This window comes from Rossellomorea aquimaris (assembly GCF_001877785.1).
In the GTDB taxonomy this organism is placed as follows: Bacteria; Bacillota; Bacilli; order Bacillales; family Bacillaceae_B; genus Rossellomorea; species Rossellomorea aquimaris_A.
Map to the genome: position 1 here is coordinate 885,518 of NZ_MINN01000074.1, position 21,979 is coordinate 907,496.

17 protein-coding genes and 1 riboswitch are annotated in these 21,979 nt (G+C 42.4%); of the genes, 4 read left to right on the forward strand and 13 right to left on the reverse strand.

What is annotated here, in order from left to right:
• The first annotated feature begins 24 nt into the window (after positions 1 to 24).
• On the forward strand, positions 25 to 549 hold the full coding sequence (locus BHE18_RS08270; RefSeq protein WP_071618090.1) for a hypothetical protein: 525 nt from the start codon (positions 25 to 27) through the stop codon (positions 547 to 549).
• Positions 550 to 615: 66 nt separating this feature from the next.
• Here BHE18_RS08270 and BHE18_RS08275 read toward each other — a convergent pair whose 3' ends face one another.
• The gene (locus BHE18_RS08275; RefSeq protein ID WP_071618091.1) at positions 616 to 1,968 is read right to left on the reverse strand and encodes a TrkH family potassium uptake protein; all 1,353 of its coding nucleotides are present in this window, start codon (positions 1,966 to 1,968) and stop codon (positions 616 to 618) included.
• A 248-nt stretch (positions 1,969 to 2,216) separates the two neighbouring features.
• Between BHE18_RS08275 and BHE18_RS08280 the strand changes: the two genes are divergently transcribed.
• Positions 2,217 to 2,417: an alpha/beta-type small acid-soluble spore protein gene (locus BHE18_RS08280; RefSeq protein WP_032089084.1), complete on the forward strand. Its 201-nt coding sequence runs from the start codon at positions 2,217 to 2,219 to the stop codon at positions 2,415 to 2,417.
• 103 nt (positions 2,418 to 2,520) lie between these two features.
• Here the strand turns inward: BHE18_RS08280 and BHE18_RS08285 are convergent, their stop codons facing one another.
• The 6 genes from BHE18_RS08285 to BHE18_RS08310 all read right to left on the reverse strand — a co-directional run bounded on the left by BHE18_RS08285 (position 2,521) and on the right by BHE18_RS08310 (position 10,906).
• Positions 2,521 to 3,624 carry an anti-sigma-I factor RsgI family protein gene (locus tag BHE18_RS08285; protein ID WP_071618092.1) on the reverse strand — a complete coding sequence of 368 codons (1,104 nt, stop codon included), beginning with the start codon at positions 3,622 to 3,624 and terminating at the stop codon, positions 2,521 to 2,523.
• Positions 3,621 to 4,376 (reverse strand): RNA polymerase sigma factor SigI, encoded by a 756-nt coding sequence (gene sigI / locus BHE18_RS08290; RefSeq protein WP_071618093.1) that lies wholly within the window; start codon positions 4,374 to 4,376, stop codon positions 3,621 to 3,623. Before sigI ends, BHE18_RS08285 begins: the two co-directional genes overlap by 4 nt.
• Positions 4,377 to 4,588: 212 nt before the next feature.
• Positions 4,589 to 5,845 (reverse strand): DUF5667 domain-containing protein, encoded by a 1,257-nt coding sequence (locus BHE18_RS08295; RefSeq protein WP_071618094.1) that lies wholly within the window; start codon positions 5,843 to 5,845, stop codon positions 4,589 to 4,591.
• A 204-nt stretch (positions 5,846 to 6,049) separates the two neighbouring features.
• Positions 6,050 to 6,826 (reverse strand): TerC family protein, encoded by a 777-nt coding sequence (locus BHE18_RS08300; protein ID WP_071618095.1) that lies wholly within the window; start codon positions 6,824 to 6,826, stop codon positions 6,050 to 6,052.
• Positions 6,827 to 6,872: 46 nt separating this feature from the next.
• A riboswitch (yybP-ykoY riboswitch) is annotated at positions 6,873 to 7,024 on the reverse strand.
• A 61-nt stretch (positions 7,025 to 7,085) separates the two neighbouring features.
• On the reverse strand, positions 7,086 to 7,547 hold the full coding sequence (locus tag BHE18_RS08305; protein WP_071618096.1) for a hypothetical protein: 462 nt from the start codon (positions 7,545 to 7,547) through the stop codon (positions 7,086 to 7,088).
• A gap of 275 nt (positions 7,548 to 7,822) precedes the next feature.
• A complete protein-coding gene (locus BHE18_RS08310) occupies positions 7,823 to 10,906 on the reverse strand; it encodes an efflux RND transporter permease subunit (RefSeq protein WP_071618097.1) in 3,084 nt (1,027 codons plus the stop codon).
• 248 nt (positions 10,907 to 11,154) lie between these two features.
• Here BHE18_RS08310 and BHE18_RS08315 point away from each other — a divergent pair, with 248 nt between their 5' ends.
• Positions 11,155 to 12,030: a hypothetical protein gene (locus tag BHE18_RS08315; RefSeq protein WP_071618098.1), complete on the forward strand. Its 876-nt coding sequence runs from the start codon at positions 11,155 to 11,157 to the stop codon at positions 12,028 to 12,030.
• 47 nt (positions 12,031 to 12,077) lie between these two features.
• Here BHE18_RS08315 and nhaC read toward each other — a convergent pair whose 3' ends face one another.
• The 4 genes from nhaC to BHE18_RS08335 form a co-directional block, all read right to left on the reverse strand.
• Positions 12,078 to 13,484, reverse strand: coding sequence for a Na+/H+ antiporter NhaC (gene nhaC, locus BHE18_RS08320; protein WP_071618099.1), 1,407 nt, complete (start codon positions 13,482 to 13,484; stop codon positions 12,078 to 12,080).
• A 730-nt stretch (positions 13,485 to 14,214) separates the two neighbouring features.
• The gene (locus tag BHE18_RS08325) at positions 14,215 to 15,234 is read right to left on the reverse strand and encodes an EAL domain-containing protein (RefSeq protein ID WP_071618100.1); all 1,020 of its coding nucleotides are present in this window, start codon (positions 15,232 to 15,234) and stop codon (positions 14,215 to 14,217) included.
• 127 nt (positions 15,235 to 15,361) lie between these two features.
• The gene (locus tag BHE18_RS08330; RefSeq protein ID WP_071618101.1) at positions 15,362 to 16,930 is read right to left on the reverse strand and encodes a peptide chain release factor 3; all 1,569 of its coding nucleotides are present in this window, start codon (positions 16,928 to 16,930) and stop codon (positions 15,362 to 15,364) included.
• A gap of 660 nt (positions 16,931 to 17,590) precedes the next feature.
• Positions 17,591 to 17,824: a YueH family protein gene (locus BHE18_RS08335; protein WP_071618102.1), complete on the reverse strand. Its 234-nt coding sequence runs from the start codon at positions 17,822 to 17,824 to the stop codon at positions 17,591 to 17,593.
• Positions 17,825 to 17,994: 170 nt separating this feature from the next.
• On the opposite strand from BHE18_RS08335, the gene BHE18_RS08340 reads away from it, so the two are divergent.
• Positions 17,995 to 19,212 carry a NupC/NupG family nucleoside CNT transporter gene (locus tag BHE18_RS08340; RefSeq protein WP_071618103.1) on the forward strand — a complete coding sequence of 406 codons (1,218 nt, stop codon included), beginning with the start codon at positions 17,995 to 17,997 and terminating at the stop codon, positions 19,210 to 19,212.
• A gap of 35 nt (positions 19,213 to 19,247) precedes the next feature.
• On the opposite strand, the gene BHE18_RS08345 is transcribed toward BHE18_RS08340, so the two are convergent.
• Complete coding sequence (locus BHE18_RS08345; RefSeq protein ID WP_071618104.1) at positions 19,248 to 20,330, reverse strand: GGDEF domain-containing protein; 1,083 nt, start codon at positions 20,328 to 20,330, stop codon at positions 19,248 to 19,250.
• Positions 20,331 to 20,449: 119 nt separating this feature from the next.
• The gene (locus tag BHE18_RS08350; protein ID WP_071618105.1) at positions 20,450 to 21,925 is read right to left on the reverse strand and encodes a UDP-N-acetylmuramoyl-L-alanyl-D-glutamate--2,6-diaminopimelate ligase; all 1,476 of its coding nucleotides are present in this window, start codon (positions 21,923 to 21,925) and stop codon (positions 20,450 to 20,452) included.
• Positions 21,926 to 21,979: the final 54 nt, after the last annotated feature.

Genomic DNA, 21,979 nt, shown 5'->3' on the forward strand with positions numbered 1-21,979 from the left:
AAAAAAATAGAATGAGGAAATAAAATGATCTTACTATTTTTACTCGTATATGCATTGGCAGGATGGAAATTCGGCAATTGGAAGGAGTTTCATTCTTTTTACCCGACTTTACTGTTTTTTATCATTGGGGATTTACTTTCGCAGTTCCTTCTTTTCGATTATTCGATGTGGGAATTCCAGCCTGCGGACCCTCTTGCACAATACTTCAAACTGAATCATACCTTTATCGCCCTTCTAAAGATGATTATCCAATATACAGCCACGGTTGCCATCTTTATCGGACGACTTCCGGAGACACTTTCCAGGACGGTCCTTTGGGTGCTGTTTTGGACATTGATCTTTGGGATAACCGAAGGCTTGACCAATTATGCCGGCATTATGACTTACCACAATGGCTGGCATTTTGGATGGGACATCGGATTCAACCTTATGATGTTTACGATGCTTATCGTCCATCATAAACGTCCATTGCTCGCCTGGACCGCTTCTTTTCCGGTCGTTATTGGATTATGGATCATCTTTGACGTTCCTTATTCTGTTTTAAAATAGCCGGGTATTACATAAATCACGACTACATAATAAAAAACGGTGCCGGGTAATACTGGCACCGTTTCTTTATCCGATGATTACCCTCTCTTTAGGGTAATGATAGTTTGCCTTCTTCTCCTTTCCACCTATCATGAAGAGGAAGGAGAGGATCCCGACACGGCCGATGAACATCAGGATCATGATGACGCATTTTCCAATTGTGCTCAATTCTGAAGTAATCCCCAGTGATAATCCACAAGTACCAAACGCAGATGCAACCTCAAAAATAATCTCGATTAATGAGTGCTTTTCCGTCATGGTTAGGATGACAATAGATAGAAAACAAATAAAGGTGGCTAAAATCGTGACCACAAGGGATTTAATGATATCCTGTTCATGAATTTCCCTTCTGAATATCTTAATGGTTTGATTTCCCCTTGCGAAATGAAACAGGAATAAAAGGTTGAGAGCAAATGTAGTGGTCCTTATCCCGCCTCCCACTGAACTAGGGGAAGCCCCAATGAACATCAACCCGCTTAATACGAGTAATGTCGGGGAAGAGAACTCCGAAACATTCATTGTCGCAAGCCCCCCGCTTCGTGTAGAAGCCGATTGAAAAAATGCGTAAAAAAATGTTTCATGCCAGACCATTCCGCTGAAGAAATGATTGTATTCAAGTATGAGGATCATTAATGTTCCAAACACTAACAAACACCCGAACGTCAAGGTCGTTACTTTCGTAAAAAGTGAAAAATGATGCTTGCTTCTTTTACTATTCATCAAATAGTCCTTTGTCTCAATCAAGACTGGAAAACCGATGGCCCCCATTGTAATGAGGATAATTGTAATAAACTGAACGAAATAATCATGTTTAAATGGAATGAGCGACTGTCCGGTGATATCAAAGCCTGCATTCGTGGTGGCACTTACCGATGCAAATAATCCTTGTATGAAGGCTTCCTGCCAGGTAGGATAATAGCTCATAAAATACACACCAAGGGTGAGACCCCCGATAATTTCAATGATGATAATCAAGAGCAATATCTGCTTCAAAAGATTTACCAGGCCGGATAGATTTGTTTGGTTTTGATCTGTCATGATCAATTGGCGTTCTTTTAGACCGATTTTCTTTCCAACAAGCAGCCAAAAGAACGTTCCGACTGCCATGACACCGATCCCCCCGAACTGAAGCACGAATATCAACAGGAAGATTCCCGCGGTACTGAACGTGTCGGCTGTACTTACGACACTCAGTCCTGTGACACTGACTGCACTCACGGAAGTAAATAAAGCATCTATGAACTTCCATTCCACCCCGGGCTTATGTGCGACGGGCAAACTTAGCAATAATGTCGCAACCGTAACTGCAAGCAGGTAATAACTGACGATCACTTGAGCCGGTGTCAACTTATTCAGTTTTGAACGAAATGATAACCACATAATGGACTTCCCTTTCAAAGCAATAATATGTACTTTATCTATCTTAAATAAAATGGACATGGAAAGAAAGGAAAAAAGCAGATTTCCTCTATTTTATTCTTCCATATATCAAAGCAGCTTAAACCAAACCGTTCTGCGTCCTATCCAATACGAATAAAAATTACCACTCATCACTTACTCACCCTTTACGGATACTACTTGTACGGAAGCATTTAAGCTTCACGTTTTTCAGAAGGAGGTTACTCACTATGGCTAGAAGCAGCAACAAATTATTAGTGCCTGGTGTCGAGCAGTATCTTGATCAAGTGAAATATGAAATTGCTCAGGAATTTGGCGTGACACTTGGATCTGACACTGTTTCCCGTTCTAACGGTTCAGTTGGAGGAGAAATTACAAAGCGTCTTGTAAAGCAGGCTCAATCCCAGCTTTCAGGCGGTCAAACTAAATAATATGGCTTAAACCGGCCGGCATCACCGGCCGGATTTACATATATGAGATAGAAGAAAGGAAGGCTCATCATAAATTTAATGAGCCTTCCTTTAGTGTAAACATTTATCGGTCATTTTTATCTTTATGCTGCTTTTCCCTGTTGTGAGATGACTGATCTTGCTGACTGTTCCCCTGACCTTTTCCTTTTTCCCGATTGGATTGACCATTTTCATCACTTTTATTTTTCCAGCGATTTTCAGATCTTTCCCCATTTCCTTTTTTTCCATTGTTAGAATTGTTTCCGGAACGTTTTTTCTGAGAAGGATGATCTGGTTCGAAATGTTTGTTTCTCTCATTGCTTTTAATTTCATTGCTTTTTTCTTTATTCTTACTGTGTGTGGAATCTGTCTCGACTTCCTTTTTAGGTACCGGACCGTCGTGATCCTTGTTTGTTTCAGGAGCTTGTGGTTCTTTTTCAACTGGAGAGGCGTTTGTGTCATCTCTTTTATCCCCGTCACTATCATTTGTGGTGACACCGGCCGGTTTAACAGGTTTTGTCTGTTCTGATTTAACCGATTCTTTTAGGAAGGCACCTGCCGTGACCCCTTGCTTTAATGCTTTATCTCTAACATCCTTGGTCGTTTCATTAACGATGATTTCATTGCTGTGCATGTTGTTATATTGTTTAACAAATGAGTTCAAGTCATTAAGCAATGCTGAATGCTTACCGCTATCCGAAGAATCTATCATGGTAGATGTGATCCACACATTTTGATCATTTTTCATATATCCGAGCTTTTCGCTCAGACGAAGTATTTCCTCAGTAACTTCACTGATATCTTCTTTCTTCCAATCCTCTAAGTTCTCAATTAATATCTTCGCATCTTCATTGTAAGGGTTTATGTCAATCACTTGGTTTTCCTTATTTAGAGAAAGCTCAAGGCTTGGGTTAATATCTACTGAGACATAGGCATATGCTTTATTGCTTTGAATGAATGATGCAGAGAAGAGCGTAATGATAAGAATGGCTGCTGTCAGGAGTGCTGCAGCTGACTTCCACTTATACCCCGGAATAAATCTCCTATGTTCTTTTACAGGAAAAAAAGTTATCTCTTCACCTATTGCATAATGGCCATCCGGCACTTTCTTTCCATTTACGAATTGTCCATCAGGCGTCATCATAATGAGTACATCACGTCTAATTTCCATAATGATCCCTTTTTTCATCTATCTAACCGCCCTTTTAAGTAATCCTTCAAATACATATAATCGCTGCTCATAATGATCGAAATAGCAATTATGTATTTTCTATTTCTTTCTATTGTCTTTCTGCTGACATTCACCCGTTTCTCTAATTTCTTTATTGGCAAACGCTTCTTTTCTTTAAGGTAAGACATTAATTCATTCGACGTGACGACTGTTTTGGCTATTTCAATCGCATTGAGCCTCGCATCTTCATGCTTCGGTGACTGATCAACAAGTTCGTTAAATGAAAGACTGTATTCTGAGAGGTGATGCTTGAAATCAACTATTTCCTCTCTTCGCTTATCAATTTCCATTTGTTTTTCAAACTCATCCATTGAAACCAGCTGTTCAACGGTCAAGCCTGGTGAATCTGCATCATCTTCCATGTGGCTGCGATCCATACTGATATCTTGATATTTTCCATTCTTCCTTATATAATCGATTACTTTCCTCTTAATGATCACTTCTGCAAAACTAAGGATAGATGAACCGCGATCATGGCTATACTTTAAAATCGCATCATTAAACGCAATCAGACCGATGCTAAATTCATCATCGCTTTCATATATATACCGTTTACAAACGGAAGAAACGGTTTTTTTCACGAATGGCTTATAATCATTGATGACTGTATTAAGAAGCTGCTCGTTACCGCCTTGTATGTCCAGTGCCAATTCTTCCAATGACGGCTTCTTCATTCTTTTCGTCAGTAAAAATAGTAATAAATTCAGCATCAGTCTCACCCCATCATGCAAACTATTATACTAATAAGCTGCCATTTTTCAATAAAAAATGAGAGGAAGGGGTACTCCAAGCCCTTTTTCACCAGATAATGTTTCGATTAGCACGCAATCTGGTGAACAGTGCCGAAGTCCCCCCTTCAGACTGATGGATTAAAACTTTTCACACTTCAAGATGTTTCATCCTTTTCTTTACAGCCGCAAAATTAGTTATGTCCGTTCCCTTTTTGACCCTGCCCTTTATTATGGTCGTTCTTTTCATGTCCTTGACCTTTATTTTTATGTTTTTCACTCTGGCCTCTTTCTTCTTTACGGCCTTCATTCGCTTGCTTTCTTTCTTCTTTCAGCGTTTCGCGCTGCTCTTTTGCCTTCTGCTTTCTTTCTTCACGTTGTTCTTTCGCTTCTTGCCTTGCTGCTTCACGTTGTTTTTTCGCTTCTTGCTTTGCTGCTTTACGATCTTCTTTTACTTCATTCTTATCTGACTTTACTGGTGCAGGTGCAGGTTCAGCTTTTTCCTCAGCCGGTTGTTCTTCCGCAGTAGTTTCAACCGTTGTTTCTTCTGCAGCAGATTCAGTTGTATCTGTTGATTCTTCTGGAGTTACCTTCGTTTCTTCTTCGGCTTTTTCCTCTGCCTCTTCTTCTTTTGCCCATTTACCTTCAAACTTGGCAAGCTTTTCAGCTAATTTTGCATAGCTCTTTTCAATATTCTTCTGTAAAGCAGCTTTTGCTTTAGGGTTTTTCACTTTTTCCATTGCAGCACTTAAAGCTGCAATATTTTGTGACATAATTTCTTCCATATCAGCAGGTGCATCTTCTTTGTTTTCTTCTGTACTGTTATTTTCATCAGTTGATTTTTCTTCTGAATCATCTGCTGCGTCTGTGTCTTCAGTATCAACAGGATCTCCAGATGTTTCTTCAGTGTCTTCTGCAGGCTGTTCCTCTTCAGTTGAAGCGGTTTCTTCTGTTTCAGAAGCGGTATCATCTTCTGCAGTATCCTCATCTGACGATTTGTCTTCAAAAGAATTCATCATATCGATTGCTTTGTTGATTGCGTCCACTGCTTCTTCTTCCTGTCCATTTTGGAATAAAGCTTCTGCTTCTGCCAAACGCTCAGCTGCATATTCTGCCAGTAATTTTGCTTCTTTACTGTCGTCCATTGTGAAAGCAAGCTTTACTTTTTCTAATGCAAGCTTAGCAAAGTAAAAGAAATCACCCGGTAATAAAGAAGGAGACTCATCCGCTTCTTCTAATTTCTCGATTTCTTCTTTAACTGAGTCGATTACCGCCTCATCGTTCACTTGTACATTTGTACTGGAATCCGTTTCTTTCTGATCGATCTTCACAGTTTCAAAATCTTCACTGTCAGAATTTGCAAATGCTGAAGTCCCTGAGAAAGTAACTGACCCCGCAAGCAGTACTGCAAGCGTGGATTTCATAATTTTAAGTTGTTTATCTTTTGTCATATGTAGCACCTCTGATTTTTATTAGATGCGATCGCTCTATTACATGAATTACGTGCCTGGGATATTTTTTGAGGGGGTATACCAAAAAAAATAAAAATTCCTTTTTGAAGAGGAAGGATTGAATCCCAATCTTCAACACTTAAAAATAACCAATGAAAAGCCGAGGCTGCTTCTTGCTTGCAGCCTCGGCTCAGTAATAACAATTTATTCAGTTCCCTCTAAGTCTGTTTTCTTTGCTTTTCTTTTAGAAAGTAAATATCCCCCGGCAGCGAGCAGGATGAGGACACTCCAAAAGACTGCTTTCCATCCTTTTGATTCCGGGAAATGGCGCTCCAGCACTGCAACTTCAGGGTGTGCAAGAGTAAACACCGCAAGTTTTACACCGACCCACCCGACGATTAGGAATGCAGTGGACTCGAGTGTAGGATATTTTTCAAGAAGTTTAACAAACCACGTTGCCGCAAATCTCATGATGACCAGGCCGATTATACCGCCAAGGAACATGACGGTAAACTGCCCTCCATCAATTCCACCGATTTTGAACCACCCCGTTGGCTGAAGGGTCACGGCAAGGGCGACTGCAGCAAGCATGGAGTCAACGGCAAATGCAATATCGGCAAGTTCCACCTTCAAAACAGTTGTCCAGAATCCCGAGCCCTTGGCATTTGACGGTTCTCCTTCGACAGCACCCGTCTCTTTTTTCTTTTTTATGAAATGATGAATGGCCACATAGAATAGGTATATTGCACCAATTGCCTGTACCTGCCAGACATCGACAAGGAATGAAATCATGAAAAGGGCCAGGAACCTGAATACGAATGCGCCAAATAAGCCGTAAAACAAGGCTTTTTTCCGTTGATCCGCAGGTAAATGCTTAACCATTACAGCCATGACGACAGCGTTATCGGCAGCCAGGATCCCCTCAAGACCCACCAGGATAAGCAATACCCATCCATATTCCAAAAGTATAGATGCATCCATGTTCGTAAAATCCCTCCTGTTAATATGATTGTTTTCAAGTTAGGCAAGGAATTTCAGAAAATAAAAAAGACCCTTGCCCAATAAAGGCAAAGGTCTTGCTTAGCATTGTTCAAAATGCCAACAAAGCCGATGGAAGTATCCATGAAATGACGACTTTGTTTAGGCCGAAGCCTATAGCTACTCCCCTTTGACAGGTAGAAAACATATAGTTCAATATATACATTCTATATCACCTTTAGAACACCGTAAAGGAATATGCTCACCTGAATCTGAGCAGGATGGAGCGCAGTGCAAGACCGATAAAAACCCCGGGTATGACACACATCATAGGGAAAAAAACGGGACCTATGAACCGCCCGAGTATATATACTTTAGGCGAAAGCATAAGACCTGCCGTGACAAAGTAAGCCGACAGGACAAATGGCAGATACGCGTACTCCTCTTCTCTGGTCAAGGCTATCTTATACGCATCCCACATAGCAAACATATAAAGACATGGATAAAACATCAGCCACTGATAATCAATCACATTTGCAGCCTTTTGTGTTTCCCCTAAAAAACTTAACATGATTGCCTGATTGAAATTGCTCTGTACATTGATTATGATTTCAAGAAGCACGAATAATGTTCCCTTAAACCACAGGCCAACCAATAGTTGAGGAAACCCCGGCAAGGCAATGCTCCAGAGAATCCCTTCTGATTTCGTGATGGATTTCTTCATGAATATCCCCTGTTGTCGAGATAAATCTTTGCTTGAATCGTCATCAAGTATAGTTTTATTATTCCTTGCGGCCGGCAGTTATGTAATGAAAGGGAAAGTAACATCTTGAGAATCCTCCTAGAGATGTATCTCCGCTTATTTTTACCATTCTCCTCCCAATTATTACGCAGATTCTTACCCTGAATTTAGTTTCAGTCTTTTTGAGTAAAAACATCCAGAAAAAAAGTTCACCCTTGCCCCGGACTTTGTATGCCCGGAACCAGGATGAACTCCTATTAGAATTTAAAGGTTGTCTTCTTTCTTTTCATCCGCCTGGTTTCTTTATCAAAGAAGCTGTAAACGACAGGGATGACATATATCGTCAACAAAGTACTGCTGACCAGTCCCCCTATTACCGCAATACCCATAGGCTGATTGATTTCGGTTCCCTCCCCTATTCCAAGCGCCAAAGGAAGCAGGCCCAGGATGGTCGTAAGGGCAGTCATCAAAATAGGACGTGTACGATCCTGTACAGCTTCGACGATCGCTTCAAAACTGTTAGGGGCGGTTTCTTTTCGCTGATTGATGTAATCTACAATCACAATGGCATTGTTTACAACAATACCGGCCAAGACAATCACTCCGATGATAGCAGAAATACTGATCGGCGTTTTGGTCATGGTAAGTGCGAGGGATACACCGATCACCATCAATGGTACAGTGAACATAATGACAAACGGATACTTAAATGACTCAAACTGCGCAGCCATCACCAGGTATACCAGAACAATCGCCAGACCCAGTGCAAGTGCCATATCGTCGATCGAGTCTTCAAGCAGCTCTCTATCCCCGCTGAATGAAACTTGAGTGCTGTCGGGGAGGTCCAGTTTCTCTATCTCTTCATCCACTGCCTTTGAAATGGTTCCAAGATTGGTGGATGATGAATACTTCAGATCAAACTGGACAGCATGCTGCTGATCGATTCGCTGGATGCTGACCGGTCCGTCTTCTATGCTGAAATCAACAACTGAATCGAGGGCAATATACTCCCCTTTCCCATTAGGGATCAGCAATTTTTTTAATGAATCAAGATTCTCGGTTATATTGCGGTCATACTGCACAAATACACTGAGCACATCCGAATTCTTAGTCACGATTTGGGTGGCCATTACTCCTCTCGTGATATCCTGGACTGCCGTGCCGATTTGGGCAGGGGTAAGTCCTTGTTTTAAAGCTTTGTCCTCATCGACGTTCATTTGAATTTCTTTTACCGTCTCCATCTTATCCGTACTGAGAGCCGTTACGTTTTTCATGGACTTAAGGGAATCGAATAAGCGGTCTGCCGATTTATCAAGCCTGTTTGGATCGGTGTCGCGGACATTAAAGGTCAATGTCTGCGGACTGGTGCCGGAGGTGGACTGCAAATTGAATGAAATTTCCGCTGATTCATTGACATTTCTTGCAGCTTTTTCTACCTCAGGTTTAATATCATCTGCAAATTCAAAGATGGACCTTTTCCTTTCCTCAAAAGGCTTCATCTTCACATAAACCTCTGCTATGTTTCCTTTCTCGGAGCCCCTGAACGATTCTTCCTGGGTCGTTCCGACAAGGCTTACAAATACATCCACATCTTTTTGCTTTTCCAGATTCGCTTCAACCGCCTTGACTGTTTTATTTGTTTCACTTATGGAGGAGCCGTTCTCCAGCTCAACTTTCATATTGAAAAATCCTTCGTCGGTCGGAGGCAGAAACTGAGTACCGACAGTAGTCAATCCATAGCCGCCGGCTGCAAGGGTGACGACAGTAATGAACAAAATCACGAATCTGTGGCGCAATGACCATTTGATGCTTTGAACAAACCGCTTACGGGTCTTGGAACGCCTTCGCCTTGCGTCAAGGTTTCCTTTCGGTTTCTTTAACAGCCTGCTTGCCAGCATCGGGATCACGGTCAGGGCTACCACCAGGGAAGCAATCAAACTGAAAGAAATCGTAAGGGCAAATTCAGTGAATAACTCCCCAAGCAACCCGGAGATGAACACGACCGGCAGGAAAACAGCCACAGTTGTTAAAGTGGATGCCGTAATGGCTGCCCCGACTTCCTTTGCCCCTTCACTCGCGGCTGTCCTGGAATCTTTCCCTAAAGATAGATGTCTATATATATTTTCAATCACGACAATTGCATTATCCACAAGCATGCCGATACCGAGTGCAAGTGCGCCAAGTGTCATAATGTTCAGTGTGAAATCCGCAAAGAACATGAGGACGAATGTGACAATGACTGAGTATGGAATTGCCACCCCTATGATCAATGGACTTTTGATATTTCTGAGGAATAAGAATAACACGAGCATGGCAAAAGCTCCGCCAATCAATAATGAGCTGGTGATATTGCCGATTGCATCAGATATATAATCCCCTTGATCAAAAAGAATGTTGGACTTAATTGATTTATATTGATCCTGATCGAGAAGCCTGTCCAATTCAGTCTGAAACGCTTTTGAAACAGAAGCCGTATTGGCATCAGATTGCTGTAGTACGCTGAATAGTACGGCAGGCTCCTGATTTGCGCGGGTGGAGGTATTCGTACTCTGTTCCTTACGCTCCACCTCTGCTACATCCTGTAATGTGATGTTTTTACCTGTTCGGGGATTGACTCCCATGACCAGATTCTTAATGTCATCCACATTCTTCATTTGGCTGATGACGCGGGTTGTCAATGTCTGACCGTCTGTTTCGATAGTATCTCCCGGCGAGGTGATATTGTTGGCCCGGATACTGTTGACGATATCAGACTGATTCAACCGGTACTTTTTTAAAGACTGCTGGTCTAATTCGATGACCACTTCATCATTGAATGAACCTGAGACATTTACATTGGCAACTCCTTCAACCCTGGTGAGTTCCAACTTTAATTTTTCTGACAGTTCTTTTAAATTGCTGCCGTCCCCCTCTTCTCTAAGCGATACCTGGATGATGGGAAACTGGGCAGGATCAAACTTTAAGAACCTTGGTTCCTGGGCCCCTTCCGGCAGAGGAGATTGATCAATGCGCTGGAGAACGTCGTTTTCAATTTCATCAATGGAGGTCGTCCAGGAAAATTCGAGGAGAATGAAGTTTGAGCCTTCCCTTGAAGTGGATTGGATATTTTTCATTCCAGGAAGGGTGGATAGGTTTTCTTCCAATGGTTTTGTAACTTTTTCCACGACCTCCTCGGGGCTGGCACCCGGATAATTGGTCACCACTACCCCTACAGGGGGATTCAGATCAGGAATGAGTTTCAACGGGATTCTGGAGAGGGACACTCCCCCTAATATCAATATTAATAACATCGTCACGGCCGTAAATACTGGACGGCGTATTGAAAAATCACTGATCTTCAATGATGCTTCTCCCCTTTCTAGGACTTCTACTATAAAGATCACCTTTTGTCTATGTACACTTACTTCATTACCCGGCAATGCTCTCTCATATGTAATAAAATACAGTTAGCTTTACTATAAGTCCTTCCTGCGTAACCTTCAATAATAAACACGCCCGTTGTTCAAATGTTCACACATTGGTCACCAAATAAATATTTTGAGTCGTTTTTGCGAAATATAAGTTTATCCTTGAATGAAGGAGTAAAATCATGCCAAATTGGGTTCCGTTTCTGGCCTTAACCGTTTTTAGTCTCTTCCTTCTGGCCTATACAATTTCAAAAAATCGTGAAAAATCTCACTTGATTTTTTTATTTTGGCTTTTTATCTGCGGCCTTGCATTTTTATTTGAGTTCATCATTTTTATCCTGTTCAAAAGCTATGAGTATGATCCGGGGATCCTGGTCAATCAATATAGCGACAGCGTACTGGGATCGATCGTTTCACAGGCCTTCGCCGTTCCGGTTGCCATCACCTTCATCGTAGTCACTAACTTAAGAATAAGGGCGATTATCTTTATTATTGGTCTTTTTTTCATGATTGAAACGCTTTTCTTATATCTGGAGGTGTATGTCCATTATTGGTGGAGATCGATCTTCACTTCGATGTTCCTGATACTGACTGTAATACTCTCAAAGCTCTGGTGGAACAGCCTCGATAAGGACAGGTCGCACTATATCAATTTCACCACCCTGTTCTTTGCAATGCTTGCCCTTACTCAAACTGGAGGCTGGATATTGTCCTCCTTGCTCGGTCTATATGAATTGCCTATACCGGCTTTCACTGAAGAAATGAGAAATAATATTACCGGGAATTTTGCCTATCTATTTTTCTCATCCTATCTTTACTCACTTATCATTTATTATCGTAACAGGGAACTTCCATTTACCATTATGACGGTCGTATTCTTAACCACAATAGAAATTGCAATGGCGGACCGGGGGATCCTGTCCGTAAAGGAGCCGGTTTACATTTTGGTCCTCCCTGCCCTCCACTTCTTATTGATTCAGACCGGCAGGCATGTTTACCGCCGCTACTTTAAGCTCTTCCCCGATACCTCACAAAAAAGACTGCCCCGTCACGAATAGCCAGGAACTGGTCTATCGGATGGGTGCAGTCTTTTTTTATTATCTTACTATTGATTAACTGCAGGGTTTACGTTTGTATTTTCCCGTTTGATTGTCCACCCCGTAAACCCGTATAGAATGGTAATCAGAGGGGATGCGATGCAGAAAACGGCAAACGGGAGGTATTCAATGGTTGATACCCCCAGGACGTCTGTCAGGAAGATTCCACAAACACTCCAGGGAACTAAAGGATTCACAACTGTCCCTGCATCTTCCAGGGTCCTGGATAAGTTCTTCGGATGCAGGCCGAGCTTCTTGAACTGCGTTTGAAATGCTTCACCTGTCAACAAAATGGACAGATACTGTTCACCGACGACCACATTGACGCCGATCGCTGAGAGAGCGGCAGCAAAGATGGTACGTCTGGCAGAACCGATCACCCCGGACAATTTCGACAGGATGACAGGGATGACTCCCAGCTTGAATAACAGCCCTCCCAGACTCAAGGAAAGGATGACTAAAGAAATCGTGAACATCATGCTTTCCACCCCGCCGCGGGTCAATAACGAATCCACAGCGTCCACGCCGGTTTTTGATGTAAAGCCGGAGAAAAGCACTGAAAATATCTCTTTGAGCCCCATCGAGGAATGAAAGAATGAAATGGCCACTGAAACCGCGACGTTGATTGCAAGCGCAAGCAAGGCAGGGACCTTAAGCACAATAAGGAGCAATAACAGGACGACAGGTATGAAGCTGTACCAATGAATGAGTCCTGATTGACTCAATCCATCCTGGATCGCCTGCAATTCCGCAAGGTCAACCTGCTGCTTCCCAGGTGATAAGAGGAGAAACACAACCAGAGTGATGATGAACGCGGGAATTGTCGTCCATGCCATATTGCGTATATGGGTAAACAGATCCACTTTCACAATGGAGGACGCCAGGTTTGTCGTATCAGACAGCGGAGACATCTTGTCCCCGAAAAATGCACCTGATACGATGGCCCCTGCCGTAACTGCCATGGATAACCCCATCGCTTCACCAATTCCGATCATTGCCACCCCGATGGTCGCCGCTGTTGTCAGTGAGCTGCCGATCATCACTCCGCTCAAAGAAGTCAGAAGAAAGGCTACTGCATAAAAGATATGTGGTGAAACCAGGTCGAATCCATGAAACATCAACGTGGGAATCGTTCCGCTTATCAGCCAGCTGCTGATGAGGAGTCCGATGAAAATGAATAACAACACGGCTCCAAGTCCCCCTTGCGCCCCGTTGATCATCCCTTCTTCAATATCTTTAAATTTCATTCCGCGAATGAAACCATAGATCATGAGAATGAATAAAGAAATGATGATGGGTATATGAGGTACAGCCTCTAAACGGATGATGCTGAAACTGATCGTAGCAAGAATGATTAGTAAGATCGCAATTGCTTCAATTAATTTTGGCTGTTGAACAGGTTTGATATTTAACACTTGATGTCACTTCCTTTTGTATATGTGTCGTTATTATTAGCTTTAGCATGTGCAGAAAATAGAAAAAACCCTTCTTCCCTGGAATAGGGACGAAGAGCTTCTCCGCGGTACCACCCTAGTTGAAGTTACAATCTCAAGATAAAGACTGTATACTCCCGCTTCAAAAAACTGTCTCTTTTATAAAAGCTGACGATGAAGAAACTTTTATGAACAATGTAATTCAGATCATCTTTGACCTAAGCTTTCACCTTCCGCTTAGTCTCTGGCTGCTGTCAAATGAGGTCCTACTGCGTTGTTCGAGACATTGATTATTTATTTTCATACTTAAACGCTTTTAAGCTTTTATGCACTAAAGTACTTGGTTATAGCTATCATTTTACCATGATTCGAATGGAAGTCAATAAGTTAAATATAAAAGAGATTGGGACAAAACTAAAAAGGTACCATTTAATGACGAACAATATCAGTATAGGTTCTTTATACCGCTAATGATTTCCGTCGTGCAAGACTTCGCTTTCCGCGGGTAGCCCGTGAGCCTCCTCGGCAAGCCTGCGGGAAGAAAAGCGGAGGCGGCTTGTCGCCTCTAGCCGCTGTAGCTGGACAGGTCTCACTTGTCTAGCTGCAGGGCTTAGAGGCACAGGTCATAAGCCAAAATGTACAATGAAACCAACTAATTTGCCTCAACTCATGCAAACTAGTTCGGGTTTTTGTCCCGGCCTCTTTGATTAGATTACCCAGCAGAGATTAACGGCTTTTCGGGGACCAAAGCAGGTTTGCCGATCAGGTAGCCCTGTCCATAGTTGACTCCGATTTCTTTACAGAATGCCAGCTCTTCTTTTCGTTCAATACCTTCAGCTAATACGGATATGCCCAATTCCCCCGCAGTATGGATCACTGTTCTCAGAAATTGCTGTTTGTCTGGATTCCTGTCGCACCCTGAAATATACGACCGGTCAATTTTGACAATATCAGGCTGCAGGAGGGAAAGCATTTCAATTGTTGCAAACCCGGAGCCAACATCATCCAGGGCAACTTTCATGCCCTCACGTTTATAAACTTCCAGTACGGATTTAAGATGGGATATATCCGCTATCTTCTCTGTTTCAACGACTTCAAACACTAAATCCTCAGGGTTCACCCCGTACTTATCGACAATATGGAAAGTGTGTTTCAGGCAGTACTCAGGATTATAAATCGTTGATGGCAGGAAATTAATAAAGCTCTTCACACCTTTTTCAATATTTCCGACACGGCTTTCTATGGCCGTCTTCCTTGCACGCTGATCCAGCATGGAGTGAAATCCCGTCAATTCAGCAGCTTTGAACAATTCCCCGGGATTTATCCTCCGTGAAGGATCAGCACTGCGGAGAAGACTTTCATACGCAAACAATTCATATTTCCCTAGCTCCATGATCGGCTGGAGGTAACTCACGAATTCACCTTCTTGAATCAGCTCTATCATGTCCCTGTATTTCATTTTATTAAGAAAATCCCCTGCGGAATGATACTCACCCGGTTTATCAGAATCCGAGATACTGCATGTCCATCCTTGCTCAATCAGTTTATGACCTGCGGCCTCGAGCATCCCGGAAAGCGAGTCAATGTCATGATAGGGCAGCACGTATGTGTTATCATCTCTTTGAACTGCCTCCTTAAAAGGTTTGTCGCTGCATTGTGCATGATATAAAAAAAGATAACCGGTTTCATAGAAATTCATCGTGGTACGGCAGTTTGCACAGCCAATATTCATAAAAAAGCCCCATTTCCAAATATTTATCCTGCTTCCATCATAGTCTTTTTTACCTATCCATTACTAATGATAAACACTGAAAAAGCAAAAAAGCCCTTCAAAGAGTTTCTCTTTGAAGGGTTTTTAATTACATCAAGCTGTATAGCTTTATGTCAGGATGCTTATCTGAGAACCATCTCATGGCAAAGTCGTTTTCAAATAAGAAGACGAGATTTTCATGCCTGTCTTTTACCAGCATACTTCTTGAGCTGGACATCGTTTCTTTAACGTCTTCTTCATTTTCGATCCATCTGGCGATTTTCGAACCGATCGGCTCCATTCTGACATCAACATTGTATTCATTTTTCATCCGGTGTTCGAAAACTTCGAACTGGAGCTGGCCGACTGCCCCGAGGATGACATCTTCAGTTCTTGTCTTATAGTATTGAATGGCACCTTCCTGTACGAGCTGCAGGATCCCTTTTTGGAAGTGCTTCTGCTTCATTACGTTTTTAGCAGTTACCCTCACAAACAGTTCCGGGGTAAACTGCGGCAGTTTTTCATATTGGAATGGTTTCTTTCCTGCAGTAAGGGTATCGCCGATTTGATACGTACCAGTATCGTAAATTCCGATAATGTCCCCGCTTACAGCTTCATTCACTGTACTGCGGTCGTCTGCAAGAAACTGCGTTGATTGAGCCAATTTAATATTTTTTCCGGTCCTTGGGAGATTTACCGACATCCCTCTTTCAAACTGTCCGGAACAAATGCGCAGAAAGGCAATTCGATCCCGGTGGGCGGGATTCATATTTGCTTGAATCTTAAAGATGAATCCTGAGAATTCTTCACTGACCGGATCCACCTCGCCAACGTCCGAATTTCTGGGCTGAGGTGACGGTGCAAACTGTAAATACGTCTCAAGAAAAGTCTGGACACCAAAGTTGGTCAGTGCGCTTCCAAAGAACACAGGCGAAAGCTCACCGCTCGCAATCCGCTCCCGGGAAAAATCGTTTCCTGCTTCGTTGAGTAGAAGTACATCTTCCAATGTTTGATTATAAAGGTTATTATCCTTTAAGGAGTGTTCCCCGGCGATTTCCCCTTCATCATTAAGAGGAATGAAGCGGTCCTCGTCTTCAACACGGAATTGTTCAATCCTGTTGTGGAAACGATCGTAAATCCCAAGGAACTCTTTACCCATTCCGATTGGCCAGTTCATAGGATACGATTGGATTCCAAGTACTTCTTCAAGTTCTTCCAATAGTTCAAGCGGTTCACGTCCCTGACGATCGAGCTTGTTAATGAAGGTGAAGATCGGAATCCCTCTCATACGGCAGACTTTAAACAGTTTCAGGGTCTGTGCTTCAATCCCTTTAGCTGAGTCAATGATCATCACGGCACTGTCAACCGCCATCAATGTCCGATACGTATCTTCAGAGAAATCCTGGTGCCCCGGTGTATCCAGGATGTTCACCCGGTAGTCATCATAATCAAATGCCATTACAGATGATGTTACCGAGATTCCCCTCTGCTTTTCAATTTCCATCCAGTCAGATGTTGCAAACTTGCCTGATTTCTTCCCTTTGACGGTTCCGGCGGCACGGATCGCTCCACCGAACAGCAAAAGCTGTTCCGTCAACGTTGTTTTCCCTGCATCAGGGTGGGATATGATAGCAAAGGTCCGTCTTGACTGGACCTCTTCTTTAAAGTCTTTTTTCATTCATAAAATCCTTTCTCGACATTCTTCCCTTCCCATCATATTCTTTGTCAAATCAGAATGCAATACTAAAAGCGAAGGCGGCTTGAGCAGAGGCGTGGGGCTTATGACGAATCGGACGGGAAGGCGGTCTTTACCTTCTTGGCCAATTTGGCTTAAGTCATGTGCCTCTAGCCGCCGCTGCTGGATCATACTAAAGAGGAGACGGCTGGGGCAGAGACTTGAAGCTATTCATTGATCATGTAAGGGATCGTGCAGACTGGAAATGGCAGTTTCACCTAATGCATAGAGATTATTGGACAAGTGGAGCAATTATGATGATTTGTGGCGCAATTAATCTGGGAAGGGCGCAATTATGTAAAAAGCGGCGCAATTACCTTTGTAAGCGGCGCAATTATTTTATTTAAGGGTTCAATTAAGAAGACAGCGGCCAAGTTATCACTGAAATACTCCCTGGGTTGGGTTGGAATAATCCATAAATGATGATTAAATCCATATTCTTAAAGGTTTTTTTAAAAAAACCACAAAAAAAGGTCACTTTTAACACAATTTGACCATCAACATAAAAACGTTTTCATGACAATCTCGAAATCCCCGAACTCTGGACAGTACATCCCTATAACGAATTAACAGAAGCTCCTTCGTTTCTGGATGGTTCCCAAGTCACATCTCCCTCGTCCACTGCAATATCCTGCTGCCGATCACTTCGGCTTTTTCTTCTGTTACTCTTCTTTTCAACGATTGAAATAAGTCTTTTTGAATATCCTCGGCTTCATATGTAAATAAATAAGACCATTCAATATCCGGAATTGCGATTAAAATCAGTTCTTCTTTCTTATTTTCATGTATATATACTTTTTGTTCCAGACCTTCCATAAAATTTTTTCTTATTTTCATTTTTGTATCCCCTTTCATGAAAACGCTGTAGTAGCGCATACTAATATGGAACTTGTCCGTACATCTTTGAAAAAAACGTGTAATTGTAGGTTGTCAGACTTCTGAAAGAATTGTAAAATAAAAAACCGAAAGCATCAAGTTTGTTACTTAATTATTACGAGGTGAAAAGAATGCAGTATTTATGGGGTATTGTTGGAATATTAGTCGTCCTTGGAATCGCTTTCCTGTTTTCTTCTAATAAAAAGAAGATCAATTTCAGAACGATCTTTGGGGGACTTGCGATTCAATTGTTATTCGCTTTCCTGGTTCTGAAGACACCATGGGGGCAAAGTGGATTAGAAGGACTTACGATGGGAGTCAATCAGATTATTAACTACTCAAACGAAGGAATAGAGTTCCTGTTTGGTGGATTATATTCAGAGGAATCAAATATCGCGTTTGTGTTTGCGTTTAATGTTCTTCCTGTAGTTATTTTCTTCTCAGCATTAATTTCTGTACTTTACTATTTAAAAGTGATGCAGTTCTTCATTAAAATCCTGGGAGGCGGACTTTCAAAGCTCCTCGGCACGAGAAAAGCCGAGTCAATGTCTGCTGCAGCAAACATTTTTGTGGGACAAACTGAAGCACCGTTGGTCGTTCGTCCTTATCTTTCCCGGATGACTGAATCTGAATTGTTTGCGGTAATGACCGGAGGATTGGCATCTGTTGCAGGTTCCGTCTTAATTGGTTATTCATTGCTCGGTGTACCGCTTGAATTCCTTCTCGCTGCAAGTTTCATGGCGGCTCCTGCCGGACTGGTCATGGCAAAATTATTTGTACCTGAAACAGATGAAACGCCTGAACCTGCAGAATTCGATATGGAAGCGGATTCCGAATCTACTAACGTCATTGACGCGGCAGCAAACGGTGCAAGCGTCGGTCTTACTCTTGCATTGAACATTGGGGCAATGTTACTTGCGTTCATCGCATTGGTTGCACTGATCAACGGAATCCTTGGCGGTATCGGCGGATTATTTGGCGCTGACAACCTATCACTTGAATTGATCCTTGGTTATGTGTTCTCCCCGCTTGCCTTTGCAATCGGAGTACCATGGAGTGAAGCGGTGATTGCAGGTAACTTCATCGGTCAAAAGCTTGTCATCAACGAATTTGTTGCTTACTCTGCTTTTGCACCTGAAATCGGAAACCTTTCGGACAAGACAGTAGCGGTCATCTCATTCGCTCTTTGCGGATTTGCCAATATCTCTTCATTGGGAATCCTGCTTGGCGGACTTGGTAAACTGGCTCCTAACCGCAGAGGCGACATTGCACGCCTTGGACTTAAAGCGGTAATCGCAGGAGCACTTGCATCATTATTGAGTGCTGCGATTGCAGGTATGTTCATTTAGTACGAAAAACGAGAAGGCAATCAGCCTTCTCGTTTTTATTTTGCCGCTTTCATGGCAGGCTCTAAATCTCCGGAATATAATTCTCCGTCTTTTAAACACGCCCTCTTTTTCCCGGACTGTTTTGCTTTATACAGCCGCTTGTCCGCAAGCGAAAGAAGTTTTTCGGGGTCGTTTTCCTCTGAAGAACTCGCCTGACCGAAACTCATCGAAATCGGAAGCGAGCGTGCATTCATCAATTCACCGTATAAGTCATCAAGGAAGCTGTTCAGATTTTCTCCTTCAAAATGGGGTAACAGCAAGGCAAACTCTTCACCGCCGTAACGGAAAGCCTGTCCTTTGTGACCGGATGCAAAAGCACGCAGTATATCACCGACTTCTTTGATCACTTCGTCTCCTTTTTGATGTCCATACTCATCATTCACTTTCTTAAAATCATCAATATCACCTAGAAACAAACTGAATGACTTTCCGGATGCTGTATTTTCCCTCAGTTTTTCCTGAAAAGAACGATGATTGAATAAACCCGACAAATAATCCTGATGCATGAGGAAGTGATAAGCTTCTTTTTGAACATAATGGGAGCGTTCCCTCAGCATGATCAATGCACCGAACACGCCGATGATGCAGAGGAAAAACACATTCATCATTACCGTGAAATAATGCTCAAAAAGGCTTAAGTCAACTGTCATATAGCCAATTGCAATGTATGCAGCATTGAATGATAAAAGTGAGATGATGGCCCCTTTTGTACTCCAGTAAATGGTGGCATGGAGGACAAATAAGATCGCAATCGGAAATAACGGACTATGCACGCCCCCTGACAACGCCATCAGCCAAATAAGGGCAATGTAATCAAACAGGATGCCGGCTTTTAACACATAGTGCAGATTCTTTTTATTATCCCTCATTCGATAAAGAGCGATCTGCGTGACAAGCATATAAATACAGCCTGCTGTCAGCAGGTATGGAAACAGCTCTGTTTGAGATGGAATGTTTATAGAAAACGGCGGAACATAGAAAATCATGACTGAAACGAGGAGGAACAGCCATCTCAGGTACGAAAATAATTTTTCCGTTTCATAATCATTCAAATACAATGATAGTTTCATTTTTTTCATTCTTTCTTTTCCATATTTAGTAATACTTTAAATGTAGCAAAAACAGGTTGTTCCGTCTATGAAAAATCGTCCGTGAACAATAAAAGGAACCAAAAGCTGGTTCCTTTTATCATTCAGACTTAATGAGCCGGTGCGTATTTTATTTTGCTTTGCCCGATCGCAATATTTTTATCACTGTGAGGATATTTTGTGTTCTCCACAATTTGATAATCCTCATGACCTTTGCCTGCAAAGATGATGATATCCCCAGGTTCACTGACTTCTATTGCATGCTTGACCGCTTCCGCACGATCACCAATCAGGGCATATTTGTCATGTTGCATTCCTTTTTCCAGATCGCCGAGAATACTGTCATATTCTTCAAAGCGTGGATCATCTGTTGTCAGGATGACATAGTCTGCCATCGAAGCTTTCTCAGCCATCGTCGGCCGTTTTGACTTATCACGGTTCCCGCCAGTACCCACGAGGAAAATAATTTTATTTTGCTTGAACGGCAGCACCGATTCAATCGCTTTCTCAATCGCATCAGGTGTATGTGCATAATCGATATACACGGATAATGGTGCTTCCATCTCCACTTTTTCCATTCTTCCGCTTACAGGAGGCAGTTCACTGATGATGCCGACAAGCTTCTCCACTTCCATTCCACGGGCGTACAGACACGCCATTGCAGTAAGGATATTATAGACATTGAATTTTCCAAGAAGCTTCATTTCCACGTGGAAAGTTCCTTCAGGGGAATCCAGTGTAAAGGTTGTTTTGTCATTATCATACGTGATGCCTTCAGCCCTGAAATCTGCGTTTGCTTCGAGGCCGTAAGTGATCACTTCATGAGAGGTCATGTAGGTGTACCGCTCAGACCATTCATCATCAGCATTCAAGACCACATATTTTGGATTCTCGATGTCGTTGCCCAGCTGTGAAAATAATAAGCCTTTTGCATATCCATAATGCTCCATGGTTTCATGGTAATCCAGATGGTCATGGCTCAGGTTTGTAAATGCCACAATATCAAAGTCTATTCCCCATAATCTTCCAAGGCTCAGCCCATGAGAAGAGACTTCAAGAATGAAATTTTGAATATCCTTTCCCGCTGCCGTGTGCAGCATCTGTTGATTAGTGAGATTATCGCATGTTGTATTCTCGCTCGGCAGTAATTCACCATCCAGATTGAAGCCGATCGTGCCGGAAAGCGCCGCTTTTTGATGATCCCGCTTTAAAATCGAGTAAATCAGATTTGTAACAGTCGTTTTTCCATTTGTACCGGTTACCCCGAAGACGTTCAATTTTTTTGAAGGATAGTCATAGTATTTATTCGCTATTTGCGCCAAAGCCTTGAAGGAATCTTTCACCACGACCAGTGCGGCTTTTTCGGTATCGATATCAAGCTGCTTTTCTGCGATGATCAGCCTCGCTCCGCTATCCACTGCTTTCCCGGCAAAATCATGGCCGTCGACCGTGTAACCCCTTGTGCAGACAAATACGCTTCCTTCCGTGACTTTTCTGGAATCGACATAAATGTCTTTGACTTCTGATGGCAGCTCTCCATATACAGTTTTTAATTTGATGCTTTCTAAAAGGTTGTATGTATTCATTGTTTGTTCCCTCACAATTGTTTAAAATATAATATTGTTTTTATTTTACCTTAT